This is a genomic window from Marinoscillum sp., from assembly GCF_965229915.1.
In the GTDB taxonomy this organism is placed as follows: Bacteria; Bacteroidota; Bacteroidia; order Cytophagales; family Cyclobacteriaceae; genus Marinoscillum.
Genome location: NZ_CBDDJZ010000001.1, coordinates 4,280,108 through 4,296,203 on the forward strand (window position 1 = coordinate 4,280,108; position 16,096 = coordinate 4,296,203).

The window sequence follows — 16,096 nt, forward strand, 5'->3', positions numbered from 1 at the left end:
GCGCGTTCAACAAGTTATTTTGGATATACTTCGGTTAGGAGGGATTGTTCAAAGGTAATGGCCAATTGATTGTTTTGTTTGGAGACTTCACCAATTACCTCATTAGTGACATAGTCACGTACTTCATATGTTAAGTCACTCAGACCTCTGAACTCTACCTGGCCATCCCAGTTTTCGGCATAAAATGCATAATGAATGGTATCCCCTTTCTGTATCACATGGGTTTCAGGCTTATCATAGCCAATGTCATAAAGGTCACCAAGATATGGTTCCTTTGACAACATTTTTTTGTGGTAAAGATCGAACCACTTTTTCCATGTTTTTTCATCTTCTTTTGTCAGAGCTGGAATTGCTTCATCAGACACTTCATTGGCTTTTGGCCATACAAATTTGGTACCCAGCACTGCACCAACACCAAATGAGCTGGCAAAGTCATTGCCATTGTCACTGAGCTCTACATGGTCACCATAATAGGCAGTCTGAGGGATGAGTGCTTTGTAGGTCTTGCCCTTGTGGCGGATTTGCCATGAAGACATTGGGTCTGAAGATACAGCCTGATTCATGTAGGGCATGTTGAAAAAGCTCATGCAGGTACCACATGGACAGTTTTCTACTACGGCATGTGGCTTGATTTTAAGAGTTTCGTCATAGATCAGTTTGAAGAATTCTGGTAGTCTTTCAGGTGCATGTACAGGATCTTCCAATCCACTTTTGGGATTATGATCAGGAGCTACGGCATTCATGTGTTGTCCATCAAGTTTCAACCCGTCAAATCCCCATTCATTGATAAACATATTTACGACTTCTTTTGTGTGATCGATCGTGATGGGGTTTGTTGGACCCAGGTAGTATGCGTCCCACCAGGTGATATACTGAGGTGACCAGTCTTCAAGGTAGAGTCTCGCTTCCGGGTGCTCTTGTAGCAAGTTGCTTGTAGGGTCTGCAGCCAGCGGCGCCCACCAGAGTTTAGCTTTTAAGCCTGCCTCATGAATTTTATCTACAAACTCTTTCATCTGTTTATCTCCTCCGGGAAATGCCTTTTTGTTCGTCTTCCAATCTCCCTCTGCTATCTGGAAACCATCATCTAGTACAGCCCACTGAATGCCAAATTCCTTGACCTTTGGTAAGGTAGATAACACTTCCTGAATATTGAATTTACGACCGTATCCCCAGGCACACCAAACAGACTCATAGGCGGCTGGTTCAGAAGCAGGGAGAATGATACCCTTTTGCTGCATGTATGCTGAGTACTTGCTGAGTGCGTTGTAGTAATCACCCTCATGTATGGTAACGAATGTTTCCAATGATTCTATAGACTCACCAGGCTGGAGATAATACGGGTAGTCGTATTTGTCTGAAACGCCCACACTGACATCACGATCATATTTTTTCAGTTCGGTCGGTAGGGAGATAAGCTTTGGTGTGAGTTCGGTATGGCCTACCGCAATGCCTAAATCTTTCCTCCATATGTCAGTGACAGGAATGCCTCCGCCATAATCAGAATTGTTCATTCCCATGTAGTTCTCCTGATAAAAGCCATCTGTTACAGGTTTTATCCAGTCAGCTCTTTCTGCACTAGAACTCCCCTGAAATGCCCAAAATGGAGGTTCGTCCTGCTGCGAAAGTACCTGGTAGCCATTAACGATCATTTCTTTAATAAGCACTTCCTTTTCTGATGAATTGGTAAATGAGACGTTGAAAAAAGCCATCTCCGGGAAGTCATCATATACACTGATGGTAAGCGTTTTTTCGATCCCCGTATCGTTATTCACACCTGTAAATGTGTATGAAGTGCCATCTCCGGATTGATCAGAGATGGCTTTGGAATCTGATGAGGTAATTTGGTAATCACTGATTAGCTGTTCGTCACCCACGAGGTATTCGGTGGCTGCATTGTTGGTTAAAGGTTTACTCTCGTCAACGGAAGAATTGACAGAAGTATGTAGGTTGTCATCAACTTGAATTTCTAAGTAGCCGCTCTGGATAGTAGCGATTGGTTTGTGGTTCGGATTGGAGCAGCCAATTATTGAGAGCACGATTACTCCATTAATCCAGTATTTTTTTAGCGTTTTCATAGTAAACCTTTTTTAATATCTCGTCAGAAAGACCAAATCCATGAAGTGGCCAATGATAGTTAAAGTAATCTTGCTGGTAGAAGTGCTCGTCTTCTGTTTCAAGTATTCTGAAGACCACTTGGTACATGATAGGTTCATAACCCATGTCTGTACCAAAAAGCAACCGATCCTGATACCTGCTGTAAAACTCCTTCATGTATCTTGGGATAGGCGCAGTTTCACCATATCTGGCAGAAATGTCCGCATAAAAATTTGGATACTTGTCCAGTAAGTCGCCCACAATGCTCAAGTCATAACTGCAATTAGCAAAGTGACAGGCAATGAAAGTGGTTCCTGGATTTTGCTCTACGGCATTTTCCAGCGTTTGTATGAGTTCTTGATGATCGAGTATGTTCGGTTCTGTTAGATCAATTCTCCATTTGTATCCGTTCATCAAGCCATCATTGGTAGAATCCTGCTTATTGTACATCCATATTGGCTCTGCTACATGAATATTGATGGGCATGCCCAGTTCACCACATTTTTCAATGAGTGGGCGCATTCGGCTATCATCTATGTGCATGTCAGGAGCGGGAGATGGGTGCGAATATTTGAGTCCGGTGCCTTTATCGCCAAGTTCACCTACACCTCGAGCACCTACCTTGAAGCATCTTTCAAGTTCTTTGACTGCTTTTTGTGACCAGCCTTTTTCATGGTAGCCGGAGTAGTCAAATCCACACCACACTTCAAATCGATCGCTGTATTGGTTGTAGACTTGATATAGGCTATCAAAGCGATCACCTGTTGCATAAGTGAGTATGATGGTTTTCTCAATGTTGTACTGATTCATGATTCTCACCCATCGTTCCAACTCGTCTACTGAAGGAGCATATGGGTGAGAGTGCATGTCAATCACAGGAAACTTCGCTTTTGTGATTTTGGTTGTTGGTATCTTATAGACCGAAGCAGGTCGGTAGTTTGAGAGAAGAATACTATCTGGCGTCTGAGCCAAAAGTGTATGGCTCAGAAGAACGAGTATTCCGGTGATCAGGTCCTTTCTCATTTGAAATTGATCATTCTCAACTTTTCAGTGACGAGGGCTTTTGCCTCATCAGTGGCTTTTGGAAACACCTTTCTAAGGTCTATTTCATCACTATCCGCCAATACTGTCTGTAGCTTTTTCATGAAGATGTTCTTAATCTCAGTGGCAAGATTCACTTTGGTGATTCCTCTTTTAATGGCCTCTTGTACTTGATCATGCGGTATACCAGAGCTACCATGGAGTACTAGGGCAGCTGTTGTTGCTTCATTGATTTCCTGGATGAGATCTAGCTGAAGTTCTGGTGTTTTGGTGTAGAATCCATGAGCCGAACCCACAGCTACAGCAAGGGCGTTGATGCCTGTTTGCTCTACAAATGCCTTTGCCTCATTTGGCTGAGTGTAGACCATTTTTTGGTCTTGACCTAGTTTAGCTACATAACCTAATTCTGCTTCTACATTGGCACCAAACTGCTCCGCGTATCTGACTATTTCACTGGTGATTTTGACGTTTTCTTCAAACGGCTTTTCGCTGGCGTCAATCATAACCGAGTCAAACCCCGCATCCAAACATTTTTTTACCAGGTTCACATCACTTCCATGATCCATGTGAAGCCATGCCTGTACGCCAAACTGTTCTATAGCTGCTTTGGCAAGTTTGCTCGCAATGTCAACTCCCATATAGCTAAGAGAGCTTTCGGACAGCTGTAGAATCAGTGCAGAGTTTTCCTCTTTTGCAGCGCCTAATACTGCTGCCAGGGTCTCAAAATTATAGAAGTTTGTAGCCAGCAACGCCTGACCATCTTTCTTATTCAGAGATAGTTTTTCTTGTAATGTCATGGTATTGTTCAGATAGTATAAGCGAATCGCGATTGGGCGATTTCTTTGATTTTTTCTATGCTTTCAAAAGCGGTAGTACCACCAGCCTCTGTTGTATTGATTGCGCCTGTTAGGTTGCCAAATCTCAAACATTCCTCCAGTGGGAGGTTCTGTATGTATTTGTGAATAAACCCTGCGTCAAAGCTGTCTCCGGCACCAATGGCGTCTATGGCCTCATGGTTAATAAATGCCGGTAGTTTATGAATGTTTCCATTGCGAAAAAGACATGCTCCATTGGTGCCGTCTTTTACCACTATGATATTGGCGTATTCTTTGATCTGATCGATTCCCGCCTCTATGGTATCGGCACCCGTGAGGTGTAACAGTTCGGTAGTGTTTGGTAGAAATACATCCACCAGCGGCAAAAGCGCTTTGAGATTAACGTCCCATTCTTCTTTTGGGTCCCATTGTGGATCAATAGAGGTGGTTAGCCCAAATTCTTTGGCTCTTTGGAATAGATCGGTTAGGCCTGGTTTCAGGGCGGGTTGCATAAATATGCTACTTACATGCAAGTGTTTAGCTTCTGTAAGAATATCATCACGAACTTCTTTTGCAGATAGGTGGTTCATGGCACCAGGGAAAGTCACATTGGCCCGATCCATGTCGTAGTTCATTACAATGGTGGAGCCGGTTTTGAACTCCTTACTTCGAATAATAAAATCCGTTTCTACACCTTTGGTCTTCAATGATTCTTCGATAATATCAGCAAAGTGATCATTGCCTATTTTTCCAAGAAATGAAACTCGAGAACCCAGAGAAGATAGATTGCTCGCAAAAATAGCCGAGCTGCTTCCCAGTGTTACAGTCATTTGATTGGCCAGGATTTCCTTTCCAACTTCTGGGAACCCATCTATCTGATTGAGGATAATGTCTACATTAAGTTCTCCTACTACTAGTACGTCTAGCATATCTTGATTTATGGTAGATTGTAAATATTCACTCCTTGAACCACTCGGGAAATTGCCCCACTGGAAGATGGTTCATCTGGCATCAAATGTTCGTTTAGTGATTTGAAAAATCCTAAAATTTGTCCTGGAAGTACTCCTGGGAGACATAAAAAGTCCTCGTCAATGCTTTCATCATTACTGCTGTAAGTAATGGTGTAGTCCACTGGGAGGTTATAGCCTATCCCTTCCCCAATGGCTAGTTGTACGAGGGCTTTTTTCCCTTTTTCCATGGCGAAAATAAGATCATTCTCATATTTACTTACGTATTGATTATTTGAGAGTAAGTGCACTATGAGGGTTTCGGTATCTACCACCGCTTTAGGGCCATGTCGAAATCCTAGAAAGGAATCATGCTTACATACTGTGCCGCCATCCGTTAGTTCCTGTACTTTTAAGTGAGACTCATTGGCGGTGCCCAGTAGGGGGCCGGATCCAAGAAATACCGCTCTTTTGAAAGGTAATCCGGCTATGTTCTTGAGTAATCCCAACTGGTTGTCTAGTATTTCTTTGCCATATGCAGCGGCCAGATTCACCTGGGCTTCCATATCTTCAATTCGGTCCATGTGAGCCATTAACAATCCTGCAAGGAGCATGCAGGAGTAGCTGCTGGTCATGGCCAGGCTTTGATCATTGGTTTCTTCTGGCAAAAGAAAAACGTACTTTCCATTTTTGGTTTCATAATTAGCCAGATCTCCATCCTTGTTGCAGGTGATGATTAGGTGGGTGCACTTGCCACAGAGCTTATCAGCCAGCTCCACAGCTCCCTTGCTTTCAGGACTGTTTCCAGACCGGGCAAAGGAGATAAGCAGTGTCTCCTGATCATTAGAAAGGTAATCATAAGGATGTGAAACTAAATTAGTTGTTGGAACCGCCTTGGTACAGTTGTTGAAGTTTCGGTAGTAAGATCCAATCAACGACTCGCCGATAAATGCACTTGTGCCAGCGCCTGTAAGTATGACCTGGTCTACATTTTTAGCTTTTGTTAAAAATGTAGTTAATTCATTTTTCTGCCTCAAAACCATTTTAAACACCTTTTTCCAGGTGTCTGGCTGTTGGGCAATCTCTTGTGCAGTGTGAAGTCCGCCTAAGGATTTAAGGTCCTTCTCATCAACTCCCAAATATTGCATATGTTATGTAATTATAAAGTCTTGTATAAGCTTTTGAAACATCAATAAATCAAAAATATAAAAATATTAGAAACTTTCAATAACTTTCTTTGATTCATTTTAAACTTATGAAAAGTTTCATTTTGAAATTATGTTTGGTTGATTACACGATATTTATTTTTTTGCTACTAAATTTCAATCACAATGCCGGTAAATAGCAGAAACTCCACAGTAGCTCGCCGAGATGAGATACTAAATATGATCAATAGCGATGGTCAGGTCTATGTAGATGAACTCAGTACCAAGTTTGGGGTGAGTGAGGTGACTATAAGAAATGATCTTGATCAGCTGGAGCAAAAAAGCCTGCTGATCAGGGCTCGAGGTGGAGCAATGCGCATAGAAGGGCGCGTGGGTATTGACTATAACATTTCGGAAAAGGACAAGATCAACTATGCTGAGAAAGTCCGAATCGGTAAGGCAGCAGCTGACATGATCAAGAGTTCTGAAATTGTGCTGATCGACTCTGGGACGACCACTGTAGAAATGGTCAAAAACCTAAATGGTGTAGAGGATTTAACGGTCATTACCAATGCATTGAATATCGCCTCTGTGCTGATCAACAATCCCAATGTGAATCTCACCATTCCAGGAGGCTATTTACGCAAGAACTCACAATCACTTGTAGGTCCTATGGCTGAGCGAAGCTTGAGGAATTTCTACGTAGATAAGGCTTTTCTTGGAGTGGATGGTTTTGATACCAAAACTGGCCTTTACACTCCTAACATAGAAGAAGCTCATCTAAATGAACTGATGATAGAAATAGCCAATGAGGTTATCCTACTGGCTGATAGCAGTAAGTTCAAAAAGAAAAGCTTCGCATTTATCTGCACAGTAGATAAAATCAATGTGGTGATTACCGATGATAAAATCTCCGAGGACGACCACAGAAGGCTTCAGGAGGCAGGTGTAAGGGTGATCATTGCCTGATCACCCGGTAACTATTTTCCTTATTTGCTGATCTGGCTTTGATGATATAGATACCCATTGGTAGGTTTTCCATTGATATTTGCTGTGTATTATGCTTTTTCATCACTACTGAACCACTCATGCCAATAACCTGGATCTCGTCTTTGGGTTCATCGAAATAAAGAAGGTTGCTAGTTGGGTTGGGATAAACGGTGATTTTACTACTAATGACGGAGAACAGCGCTGTAGGTGTCATACTTACCACATCCGAATAATTCGACTGGCCTAATTCATTGAATGAACTCATTCTGTAGTACTGCATTACAGGCTCCAGATCAAAGTCGCGGAAGTTGGTGCGCGTACTGTTATATTCCTTTATCAACTCAAATCCAGAGGTTTCACTAGTGCTTCTTTCTATGTAATAGCCGTCACAGTTTTCACATTCCTGCCATGTCAGTTCTATAGAATATGGCGTTACTTCATCAGGCCCGATGGTGATGTTTTGTGGGATATCTGGAGGTAATGTTCTGAAAATCTGGATACTTCCACCATCTTCGTCGGTCAACTGTTCAGCATCCACCTCACCGACCAGTTCTAATTCGATGGCTCCAGCAGCTAAAGGTATATTTGTAAGTGAGGTGCTGAACTCTACATTTGTTGCATTCTGAGCTTCCACAAGACTACCTGCTGTTGTCCAGTTTTCATTATCAAATACGAATAGCTCTCCATCGTGGAAGCGATAGTCCATTCCATTTTGATCTCCGGTTTCGGTCGAATTATCGGCATTTAAGAATATAGTGTAGGAAGTGCAGTTGGACAGATAAAAGTATACTTCTTGGGACCCAAAAAAGACATTGAGTGTACTAAGCGCTTTCGAATAAGCATAGCCCACGGGAGGTAAATCATACCATTCATCTGTCTCTCCATCTACATTGATTTCGGTTAGTTTTTCTTCAGAAATGGTGACTTCTACGGTATCTGAATAGTCCGTTTGCGACTCGTTATCTGATAGATAATAGCGATAGTAATAGGTGGTGCCTGGTGTGACATTGACATCTTTGAATGACAAAGATTTTCCTCCCATAGAGGCAATAGTCACAAACGAACTTCCATCTTCTGATCGCTGTAGCACTCTGTTCAAACTCGAATTTTGTGGAGGCCAGACAAGCAATGCGTTGGAATTTCCGGTACGGATGGATAATTCGGAGGAACCTTCTACCTCAATCAAGTCAGCCATTCCTATCATTTCAAAAAAGAGGTCGTCAGTATAATCTGAAAGGTTAGCATCATCAATGACGGTCAGGTCAAGGTCAAGTTCATTGTATCCTGTTTCACTTTGCCATGTGCCTTCATTGGCCAATCGAACGGAATAGGCAGGGTTATCGCGTAGTGACTCATAACTATCAGGCATCCAGAGATTTACCTCATATTCGCCTAGTGGTATGGATTCTGGGATCCCTAAACTAGCATTAATGGAAAACGCTTCATTCAAAGGCCATAGTCTCGGGTTTGTATCCAGCTTTACCTGGTATTTTTCTCCTGTTTCTGTATGAATCAAAATGGCATACAAGTCTCTAGGGTTGTAAAGGTTGGCATAGCCATCATTGATGAGGTTGATGTTGAGTTGCATCATTCCACCGGGCTTTGCCTGATTGCTAACGGACGCTTCGATTAATCGGAGGCGATAGCCAAGACTTAATTCGATATCTTCATAGCATCCTTGCTCTTTCCACTCTGATAACACACTCGTGTTATAGTCCACATTGAGGTACGACCAGTGAAAGCGCTGCAATTCCGACAGGCTATTTTCACAATCTGATATTGGTGGAGACACATTGCAGGTCTCACCACCCATTGGTGTGAACAGCGTCTCTTGTTCCAGGTATGGTTTTTCTACGTCAGGATTGACATAAGTACCATAGTCGCTAGATGAAGCAACGAAGCAATCATTGTGATGTCCTACGCGGCTAATATTGGAACCATCAAAAGCATCCGATTCTGTAAGAGCTTCCTCTGTATCAAAAAGGTTCATTTTATACCCTGGAGTGCGTATTTGTATCATTCGGTTATCTGGTAAGGCATCCAGTAGACTTTCCACTACTTCCAGTCTATTCTGCCAATCCTCAGCTGTTAGCTGACCAGGTGACTGAGCAAAATGATCTGTGTAATACCACTCACCCCAGGTGCCAATGAATCCAGCTTGCATAACTTGTATAACATCTGCGTTTTCACGGAGAATGGGTTTGAGTTGACCGATATGTGTTTGCACTATTTCTGGTGTGGCATCATTATACGGTGCCGAGGTTCCCGTGGAGTAGGCGAATCGCACAATGCACTTAATGCCCGCATTTCGGATTGCTGAAAAATCTTTTCTTACATTATCCAAATAGCTTTGAGAGATGGCTTTATCTCTATATTTCTCCAGATAGAACACTCTCAATACTTGTGTGATTGATTCACTTTCTCGATAAGACTTAAGGGTTTCGGAATTTAGGTTTACATAATTTTCGGAATGTGCTTCGGTGTGGTGGTATAGTCCTCGCTCGGGATTAGCAATCACTGTTTCATCTGCATTGTAGGTTTGGTTAATCATTTCCTGACTCCAGCATATACTTGCTACCAATACCATTAAAAACACATGTATAAATTTCATATTAGCTGATGGGTTTAATTCACTCAAACAATGTCAATCTAGTGAAGAGTAAATTTAAAAAGAAAGAATAAGTAAGTAGTAATTTAAGCAAAGAAAGAATATGAAAGATTAAATTGTTTACCTATTTTGCTAATTCTTATTAATCAAGTATAAAAGAGAATCAATTCTTATGAAGAGCAATTACTGGCTTACTTATGCTATTTTGACAACCGTATTTTGGGGTGTTTGGGGTGCCTTTATTGGGTTGCCTGCCGAGAACGGCTTCCCGGAAACACTTTCATACTCAGTTTGGGCGATAACCATGCTCTTGCCAGCTGTAGTTTCTCTTAAGGGAGGTGGATGGAAGGTACAAACGGATACCAGGTCTATTATCTATGGTTCCACTATTGGATTTCTAGGGGCAGGAGGGCAGATGGTTCTCTTTTATGCTGTCAACCATGGTCCAGCCTATTTGATATTTCCTATTATCTCGCTTTCGCCTATCATTACCATAACACTGTCCTTTATATTCCTGAAAGAGCGAGCCACCAAGCGTGGGATTTTGGGGATACTATTGGCAATAATTGCATTGCCATTATTTGAATATTCCCAAGGAGAGGCCACTAGTGATTCCGGAATCTTGTGGTTCATTCTGGCCATACTGGTATTGGCAGCATGGGGATTTCAGGCCTTTTTCATGAAGCTTTCTCAACACACCATGACAGGAGAAAGTGTGTTTTTCTACATGACATTGACGGGTTTGTTGCTGATACCCGTGGCTATCTACATGACCGACTTTAATCAACCTATTAACTGGAATGCTGATGGTCCATTATTGGCTGCCGGGATACAGCTACTCAACTCCATAGGTGCTCTCTGCCTTGTTTTTGCGTTTAGGTATGGCAAGGCCATTGTGGTATCTCCTATGACTAATGCTGGGGCGCCATTGATCACAGCAGTGATTTCGATGATTGTACTTGGGTTTGTGCCCGGACCGGTTAAGATTGCTGGAATCATTTGTGCTGTGCTGGCAGCCGTATTGCTGGCTATGGAGCCTGAAAAGTGAGGTGAGGCTGGCATACTGGCGCTAAAGAGATGCCTTTAGCCGGCCCCTCTTCCATCACTCAACCAGGAATTTCGCCACTGCCTTGCTATTTACTCGTATGAGATAAACCCCAGGGGAGAGATGGTCGGTGCTGATGGTGTTGTGGTTTATTAAGGTTGGAGTGATCTTCTCTTTTCCAAATATGTCAAACAGCTCTACTAGTTGCAGATTATCCATCCCACCAATATGGATTTCACGGCCTTTATGAACGGGATTTGGGTATAGGTAAAGAGAGGTTTCTGGCTCTCCAGTTTGATTCACAATAGCGGAATTACTAAAATACTTCAGGGCTAAATCGAATACTTCCGTGGCTATTTCAGCGCCAATGATACGGCCAGGTATATCGTCTGCCGGCGGGTGTATTCCTCCCCATATTCTCGATAGACTGCATTGGTCCGATGCATCGCGGTAGGAAGCCCATTGGAGTACTAAGTCTGTGCTTGGTCCCTCTTCGAATACCAGGAACTCATTTTTCTTGGCGACAAATTCTCCCAGCCCTCCTGGAAAGTATGGAGATCCAGTAAGCTGAGTCAAGATGTCTGCTGCCGCCCGGCTGTATGTGCTGTGTCCAGATACATATCCGGCAAAAGGTGGAGTGATGAAGGTGGGGCGCTGGTATGGCCACCAGTTCTCTGCTAGTATCCAACCAACTTTAGCTTCATCCGTCTCTGGGTCAGTGATGAAATCAGGCCCTTTCCATGCCTTGATCTTTATTTTTCCAATGTTTTCACCTTCGAGTCCAGCAAGTGGATCTCCGGGTTCCACCACTTCACAGAAATCCTCTATTAGCTTGAGGCCTGCCGGATGATAGCTATCAAGGCTCTCATCAGAGCTCTGACCAAGGTCGGCCATATAACGTATGGCAGAAACTGGCCTAATGTAATCATACCAACCCTTTATTGCCCATGAGGTGATGGCAACATCGTGCATTGCAGCTCCCAGTGCAAAGTATGCCTTGCTCTCGTACTCAAAAGGGTCGTTGATCAATTTGGTTCCCTGAAACATTGGTTCGAATGCCTCGTGATCCATCACATAGTTGAGGATGGTAAACCAATGACCAGGCGGTGTTTCTGAGTCTGGGCCATCAGCCCAAAACTCCGCCAGGACCCTGGCATAGTCTCCTCTTGGCACGATTTGTATTTCATAGGGTTCATTAGTGACTGGGTTCATGTCGTATCCTTTTCCCCAGTCACCACCTGCTGAGTCGTAGAATTCTTTGTATTCCTGTAGGTTCTGTGGTAGTTGATCTATGTTGCCTATTGTATTTGGTGAGATATCCCACATGACACTATCTGCAGGGTCCAAATGTGCGGACCATCTAGCTACCAACCCAAAGTTCCACTGGTAACCATCATTCTCAGGAGTATCTGAAATCCTTGGTGGACTTCCCGGATCGTGATAGACAACATACTCCCCATCATCTCTGGTACGGTGCTCGCCAGTTGATGGAGCTATCGAAAAGCCCATTACATCACCCCATTCAGGACTCAAAAAATCAGGAATACTACCAGGAATCACATTACCACTTTGATCAATATAAAGATCGAAGGCTAGAGGCTGCCATCGATTTGGTGAAGTAATTGTGGGATTGCCAGGTTGTGCTACCACTAGTGGATCATTTGCAGGTTTGTAGTGCCTGTTTTTAAATCCGTTTTGTTCATTTGAACCATCCTGAAGGCCGTATCTGATGATTTCTGAGGCGATGTAATTGCCAATGGACGAAGGCGAGCCATCGGTATAGTCTATGGATAACCTATTGAGTGGGTAGCCAAAGTTATTCATTAGTGAATCAAAGTAAGTCTGGATCTTTTTCTGTCCAGGTGCATTCTGAAACCTGAATGAGGCAAGTCTGTAAATGGCATAAGAGGCTATTTCGTTCCTGGCTGATTCAATGTCCTCTTTAGGGATATACTCAAAATCAAACTCAGAGCGAAAATCTCCTACTCTACGTCCGAGGAGATACGTAGAGGCATCCGCATCAAACAAGGCATAGGCATCGTAAAGAGCGATTGAGGTATGAAAGAGGTTTCTCGCATGCACTGTTGGTCTGGCATAATCATTTCTAATAGCATGGAGAATGGCCTCATTCCACATCCTGGGTACATGATGATCCTGACCATGAGCATGGATGATTGCTGCAAATAATGGGATTATATAAACTAACTTTCTCAATGGATGATCTTTAGTTTTTGATAATGGATACTGTTCTGGTCATTTAATTGTAATAGATATGTTCCAGGGTTGAATTGTCTAATATCTATCATTGCCTTGCCAGTTGTAACAGTTTGTAAGATTTTTTTACCGCTCATATTGATAATGGTAAGCATTATGGGTTCATGTGCGTCCATTGTTAATTGGATGTAATCACTTGCCGGATTTGGGTAGGCTATTACTGGTTTGTTGGCAATGCTTGTCAGTGGTTTTGGCTCTATTTTTACCTTGAACTCCACGGTATTGGATAGACATCCGTCGGCATCAGATTCTACTACTGAGAGTTTACCGTTTGGCTGAGTGTTATGCCAAAATACCTGGATCTGATTGTGGCCCTGACCGAAGGCAATGGATCCGTTAGTGATTGACCATTCATATGAACTTCCTTCGTTGAATGGGTAGGTATAGCTTTCCGGTTGGAAAGGGTAGACGGTCTCTGCGCCCGAAATTTCAAATGATGATAGATACTCGCAAGATCCGTCCTCTTCGGTGGCAAGAGGGTTATACGAGCAGGAATATTTATCCGTACAGCCATATACCTCTAACTCATCACATACTCCATCCTTGTCTGCATCCTGGTTGCAGGCCAGACAGGTCATGTATTCAGTAGGATATCTGCAGGTGCCATTATCTTGGGTAGCATTTGGATTATAGTTGCAGGCACTGTTATCCAGGCAACCATATGTAGGTTCAGTAAGGTTTAATACTTGATTCGGCTCAATATTTAAGGCTACTGTTTTATTGCCATTGGGCCAATCGATGATAAGACTATCAGCAAAAGTAGCCTGGCCCATACCAAAATGCTGTGTGTAAGAATGTTGAGAGGAAAAGCTTTCACCCACGGCAATTCTTCGAATGAGTCGTTGCCCATTTGTGTGCAATGTCAGTCGGCTACCAACAGCAAACCTATTGGAGACGGTGCCCGTGAGCTGTACTTTTAGGAAATTGTTTGTGGTTAGATTATTCTGGTAAAAAGTGTTTTTGCTAGTAACGTGATCTTCCAGAGTCACAGAGTTTCTTACCAAATCAAGTGCTCCATTGTTGTCATAGTCCCCAAGAGCCAGTCCATTGTTGAAGTCTTTGTCTTTAGTAAATCCCCACTCTTGATCCACTCTAATAAAAGCATCCCCGGGACGGAGATTCTCAAATAGATAATTGCTTTGAAACCCAACGACCTGTAATTCCAAATCTCCATCACTATCTGCATCAAAGAACGCCGATCCAAAAGTTAATGCCCTGATGTTTACATTCATTACAGCCGACACGTCAGTGAATGTACCATTTCTATTGTTTTTCAGCAGGATATTGCCTTCTACAGTGTTACTCACATAAATATCCATCCATCCGTCCATGTTGTAATCTCCGACAGTGGCCGTCATGGAATTCATCCGCTGGTTTACATTGGCTTGATCAGAAACATCTTTGAAGGTGCCATTCCCATTATTTTCGAGGAGTTGATTGCCCTGTTCCCAGTCCTGGGCCAGGAATAAATCGATGTGTCCATCATTGTTGTAATCAAAGGATGTCATGGCCAATACGCTGTTGCCTTTTTGATACAAGCCAGCTTCCTCAGTCATGTCTTCAAAGGTCTCATTGCCCAAATTGCGATACAGAGTGACCGCTCCGGTGGTGTCTTTTGTTCTGTAGGTACTGAACAAATCCAGGTATCCATCCTGGTCATAATCAAACCAGGTAGCGGTGTAGGAGATCTCCACTGGATCGTTGAGTCCAGCAGTGTTTGTGATATCTTCAAATGTATACCCTCCCAGGTTCTTATAAAGCGTGTTTTTCCCACTACCCGAAAGGTACAAATCCAGCAAGCCATCGTTATTAAAGTCCACCCAAAGCACTTGCTTTATTTCTTCGGTATTATCAAAAGGTGTGGTGAGTAGCTGAAATCCGGAACCGGTATTTTGATGTATTCTAATAGGTAGACCTAAATTTGTCGCAAATGTAAGATCATCATAGCCATCCTGATCAAAGTCTACGAAACTAACGCCACCACCGTACTCATTAGTAGCAAAGTCATAATCAATACCAATAGAAGCACCTATTTCAGTGAAGTTTTGTGCATCTAAGTTGGATATGCTTAGTATACAAAACAAGACTATTGTGTGTGTAGTGAGTGTCTTCAAATCTGGGCCCAATAAAAAAAGGAGCCAGCAAAACTGCTAGCTCCTTCCGAATTAATAAATGATGAACTTACTTAAATTCATATAGGTACAACGCCGCATCAGGGTTGTCATTTTCATTGTAAAGTGCTGGAATAGCTCCAACTGAACTCCATGTTTCGAGTGAGATATCCAAAACTGCAACACCGATTGCCTCTGAAGAAATAGTTTTTCCAAGTGCAGTCAAGTCAATAGCTAGTTCATAGGCCATTCCACCAGATACACTTTTGATCTCTGAAGCCTCGATAAAGTCAGCGATTACATCAGTTACGGGATCTGCAGACCAATTCCAGTTGCCAGGATTCGACCCATCGCATGGTTCGCATGGGATTACAGAACCATATTGTTCTTCACTCATTGCTAAATTACCTTCGATGAGTATGTCTTCACCTGAGGTGGCATAATACCAATCTATGAAAGCTCCTGTAGTAAGGTCATTGTCCGTATTCAGGAAAATCTGAGCCAAAGGAGTTAATTCTGTTCCTTCCACATAGATGTAGAGCTTGTTATTCTCCAGGTTTTCAATTTTCATGCTGGTTACTGTTCCTCCTCCACCAGTAACTGCCTGGACATCAGCCCAATCATCAAAAGATCCGTCAATGGATATATTGATGATTTCAAATACTTCTTGCTTAGAGTCTTCTCCTGACTCGTTAGTTACTGTAAGCTTTACTACATAACTGCCATTAGCCTCATAAGTATGTGATGTAGACATTTCTGTAGATGTTTCTCCATCACCAAATTCCCAAAGGTAGCTTTCTGCGTCTGTGGAAGCATCTGTAAACGTTACTGTCTTGCCGTCAACAACACTGGTAAAGTCAGCAGTTGGTACCGGTACAGTTTCTCCATCATCTCCACATGATGTCATCGTTACTAAGCCGCCCAAAAGGATTGGAAGCGACCATTTAAAAATTAGTTTGCTTGTCTTCATAATAGTCAATTACACGTAAGATTTCGATTGAGTAATAATTAATAAACGAAAGTTAA

At 42.7% G+C, this 16,096-nt stretch carries 11 protein-coding genes; 2 read left to right on the forward strand and 9 right to left on the reverse strand.

Annotated elements, in window-relative coordinates; genetic code table 11:
• Nucleotides 1–14 precede the first annotated feature (14 nt).
• The 5 genes from ACO067_RS18240 to ACO067_RS18260 are packed head-to-tail and all read right to left on the reverse strand — an operon-like array spanning nucleotide 15 to nucleotide 6,045.
• On the reverse strand, nucleotides 15–2,075 hold the full coding sequence (locus ACO067_RS18240) for a glycoside hydrolase family 36 protein (RefSeq protein WP_421876696.1): 2,061 nt from the start codon (nucleotides 2,073–2,075) through the stop codon (nucleotides 15–17).
• The gene (locus tag ACO067_RS18245; RefSeq protein WP_421876698.1) at nucleotides 2,047–3,117 is read right to left on the reverse strand and encodes an amidohydrolase family protein; all 1,071 of its coding nucleotides are present in this window, start codon (nucleotides 3,115–3,117) and stop codon (nucleotides 2,047–2,049) included. The genes ACO067_RS18240 and ACO067_RS18245 overlap by 29 nt, the downstream gene beginning before the upstream one ends.
• Entirely contained in the window at nucleotides 3,114–3,932 is an 819-nt protein-coding gene (locus tag ACO067_RS18250) for a class II fructose-bisphosphate aldolase (protein ID WP_421876700.1), read from the reverse strand. Before ACO067_RS18250 ends, ACO067_RS18245 begins: the two co-directional genes overlap by 4 nt.
• Nucleotides 3,933–3,940: 8 nt before the next feature.
• Complete coding sequence (locus ACO067_RS18255) at nucleotides 3,941–4,879, reverse strand: carbohydrate kinase family protein (RefSeq protein ID WP_421876702.1); 939 nt, start codon at nucleotides 4,877–4,879, stop codon at nucleotides 3,941–3,943.
• A gap of 8 nt (nucleotides 4,880–4,887) precedes the next feature.
• Nucleotides 4,888–6,045, reverse strand: coding sequence for an SIS domain-containing protein (locus tag ACO067_RS18260; RefSeq protein WP_421876704.1), 1,158 nt, complete (start codon nucleotides 6,043–6,045; stop codon nucleotides 4,888–4,890).
• A gap of 183 nt (nucleotides 6,046–6,228) precedes the next feature.
• Here ACO067_RS18260 and agaR point away from each other — a divergent pair, with 183 nt between their 5' ends.
• Complete coding sequence (gene agaR, locus ACO067_RS18265; protein WP_421876706.1) at nucleotides 6,229–7,011, forward strand: transcriptional repressor AgaR; 783 nt, start codon at nucleotides 6,229–6,231, stop codon at nucleotides 7,009–7,011.
• Here agaR and ACO067_RS18270 read toward each other — a convergent pair.
• Nucleotides 7,001–9,643, reverse strand: a complete 2,643-nt coding sequence (locus ACO067_RS18270) for a DUF4832 domain-containing protein (RefSeq protein ID WP_421876708.1) — start codon at nucleotides 9,641–9,643, stop codon at nucleotides 7,001–7,003. The genes agaR and ACO067_RS18270 overlap by 11 nt on opposite strands.
• A 169-nt stretch (nucleotides 9,644–9,812) precedes the next feature.
• On the opposite strand from ACO067_RS18270, the gene ACO067_RS18275 reads away from it, so the two are divergent.
• Complete coding sequence (locus tag ACO067_RS18275; RefSeq protein ID WP_421876710.1) at nucleotides 9,813–10,688, forward strand: DMT family transporter; 876 nt, start codon at nucleotides 9,813–9,815, stop codon at nucleotides 10,686–10,688.
• Between the two features lie 54 nt (nucleotides 10,689–10,742).
• Here ACO067_RS18275 and ACO067_RS18280 read toward each other — a convergent pair whose 3' ends face one another.
• From ACO067_RS18280 to ACO067_RS18290, 3 genes are all read right to left on the reverse strand, one after another.
• Nucleotides 10,743–12,899, reverse strand: a complete 2,157-nt coding sequence (locus ACO067_RS18280; protein ID WP_421876712.1) for a T9SS type A sorting domain-containing protein — start codon at nucleotides 12,897–12,899, stop codon at nucleotides 10,743–10,745.
• The gene (locus ACO067_RS18285; RefSeq protein ID WP_421876714.1) at nucleotides 12,896–15,073 is read right to left on the reverse strand and encodes an FG-GAP-like repeat-containing protein; all 2,178 of its coding nucleotides are present in this window, start codon (nucleotides 15,071–15,073) and stop codon (nucleotides 12,896–12,898) included. The genes ACO067_RS18280 and ACO067_RS18285 overlap by 4 nt, the downstream gene beginning before the upstream one ends.
• A 67-nt stretch (nucleotides 15,074–15,140) precedes the next feature.
• On the reverse strand, nucleotides 15,141–16,040 hold the full coding sequence (locus tag ACO067_RS18290; protein WP_421876716.1) for a PKD domain-containing protein: 900 nt from the start codon (nucleotides 16,038–16,040) through the stop codon (nucleotides 15,141–15,143).
• Nucleotides 16,041–16,096 lie beyond the last annotated feature (56 nt).

What these genes read in the sequence shown, in the direction of transcription:
- ACO067_RS18240 (WP_421876696.1), bottom strand. Translation starts at nt 2,075, where the DNA reads ATGAAAACGCTAAAAAAATACTGGATTAATGGAGTAATCGTGCTCTCA.
- ACO067_RS18290 (WP_421876716.1), bottom strand. Translation starts at nt 16,040, where the DNA reads ATGAAGACAAGCAAACTAATTTTTAAATGGTCGCTTCCAATCCTTTTG.
- ACO067_RS18260 (WP_421876704.1), bottom strand. Translation starts at nt 6,045, where the DNA reads ATGCAATATTTGGGAGTTGATGAGAAGGACCTTAAATCCTTAGGCGGA.
- agaR (WP_421876706.1), top strand. Translation starts at nt 6,229, where the DNA reads ATGCCGGTAAATAGCAGAAACTCCACAGTAGCTCGCCGAGATGAGATA.
- ACO067_RS18270 (WP_421876708.1), bottom strand. Translation starts at nt 9,643, where the DNA reads ATGAAATTTATACATGTGTTTTTAATGGTATTGGTAGCAAGTATATGC.
- ACO067_RS18275 (WP_421876710.1), top strand. Translation starts at nt 9,813, where the DNA reads ATGAAGAGCAATTACTGGCTTACTTATGCTATTTTGACAACCGTATTT.
- ACO067_RS18245 (WP_421876698.1), bottom strand. Translation starts at nt 3,117, where the DNA reads ATGAGAAAGGACCTGATCACCGGAATACTCGTTCTTCTGAGCCATACA.
- ACO067_RS18255 (WP_421876702.1), bottom strand. Translation starts at nt 4,879, where the DNA reads ATGCTAGACGTACTAGTAGTAGGAGAACTTAATGTAGACATTATCCTC.
- ACO067_RS18250 (WP_421876700.1), bottom strand. Translation starts at nt 3,932, where the DNA reads ATGACATTACAAGAAAAACTATCTCTGAATAAGAAAGATGGTCAGGCG.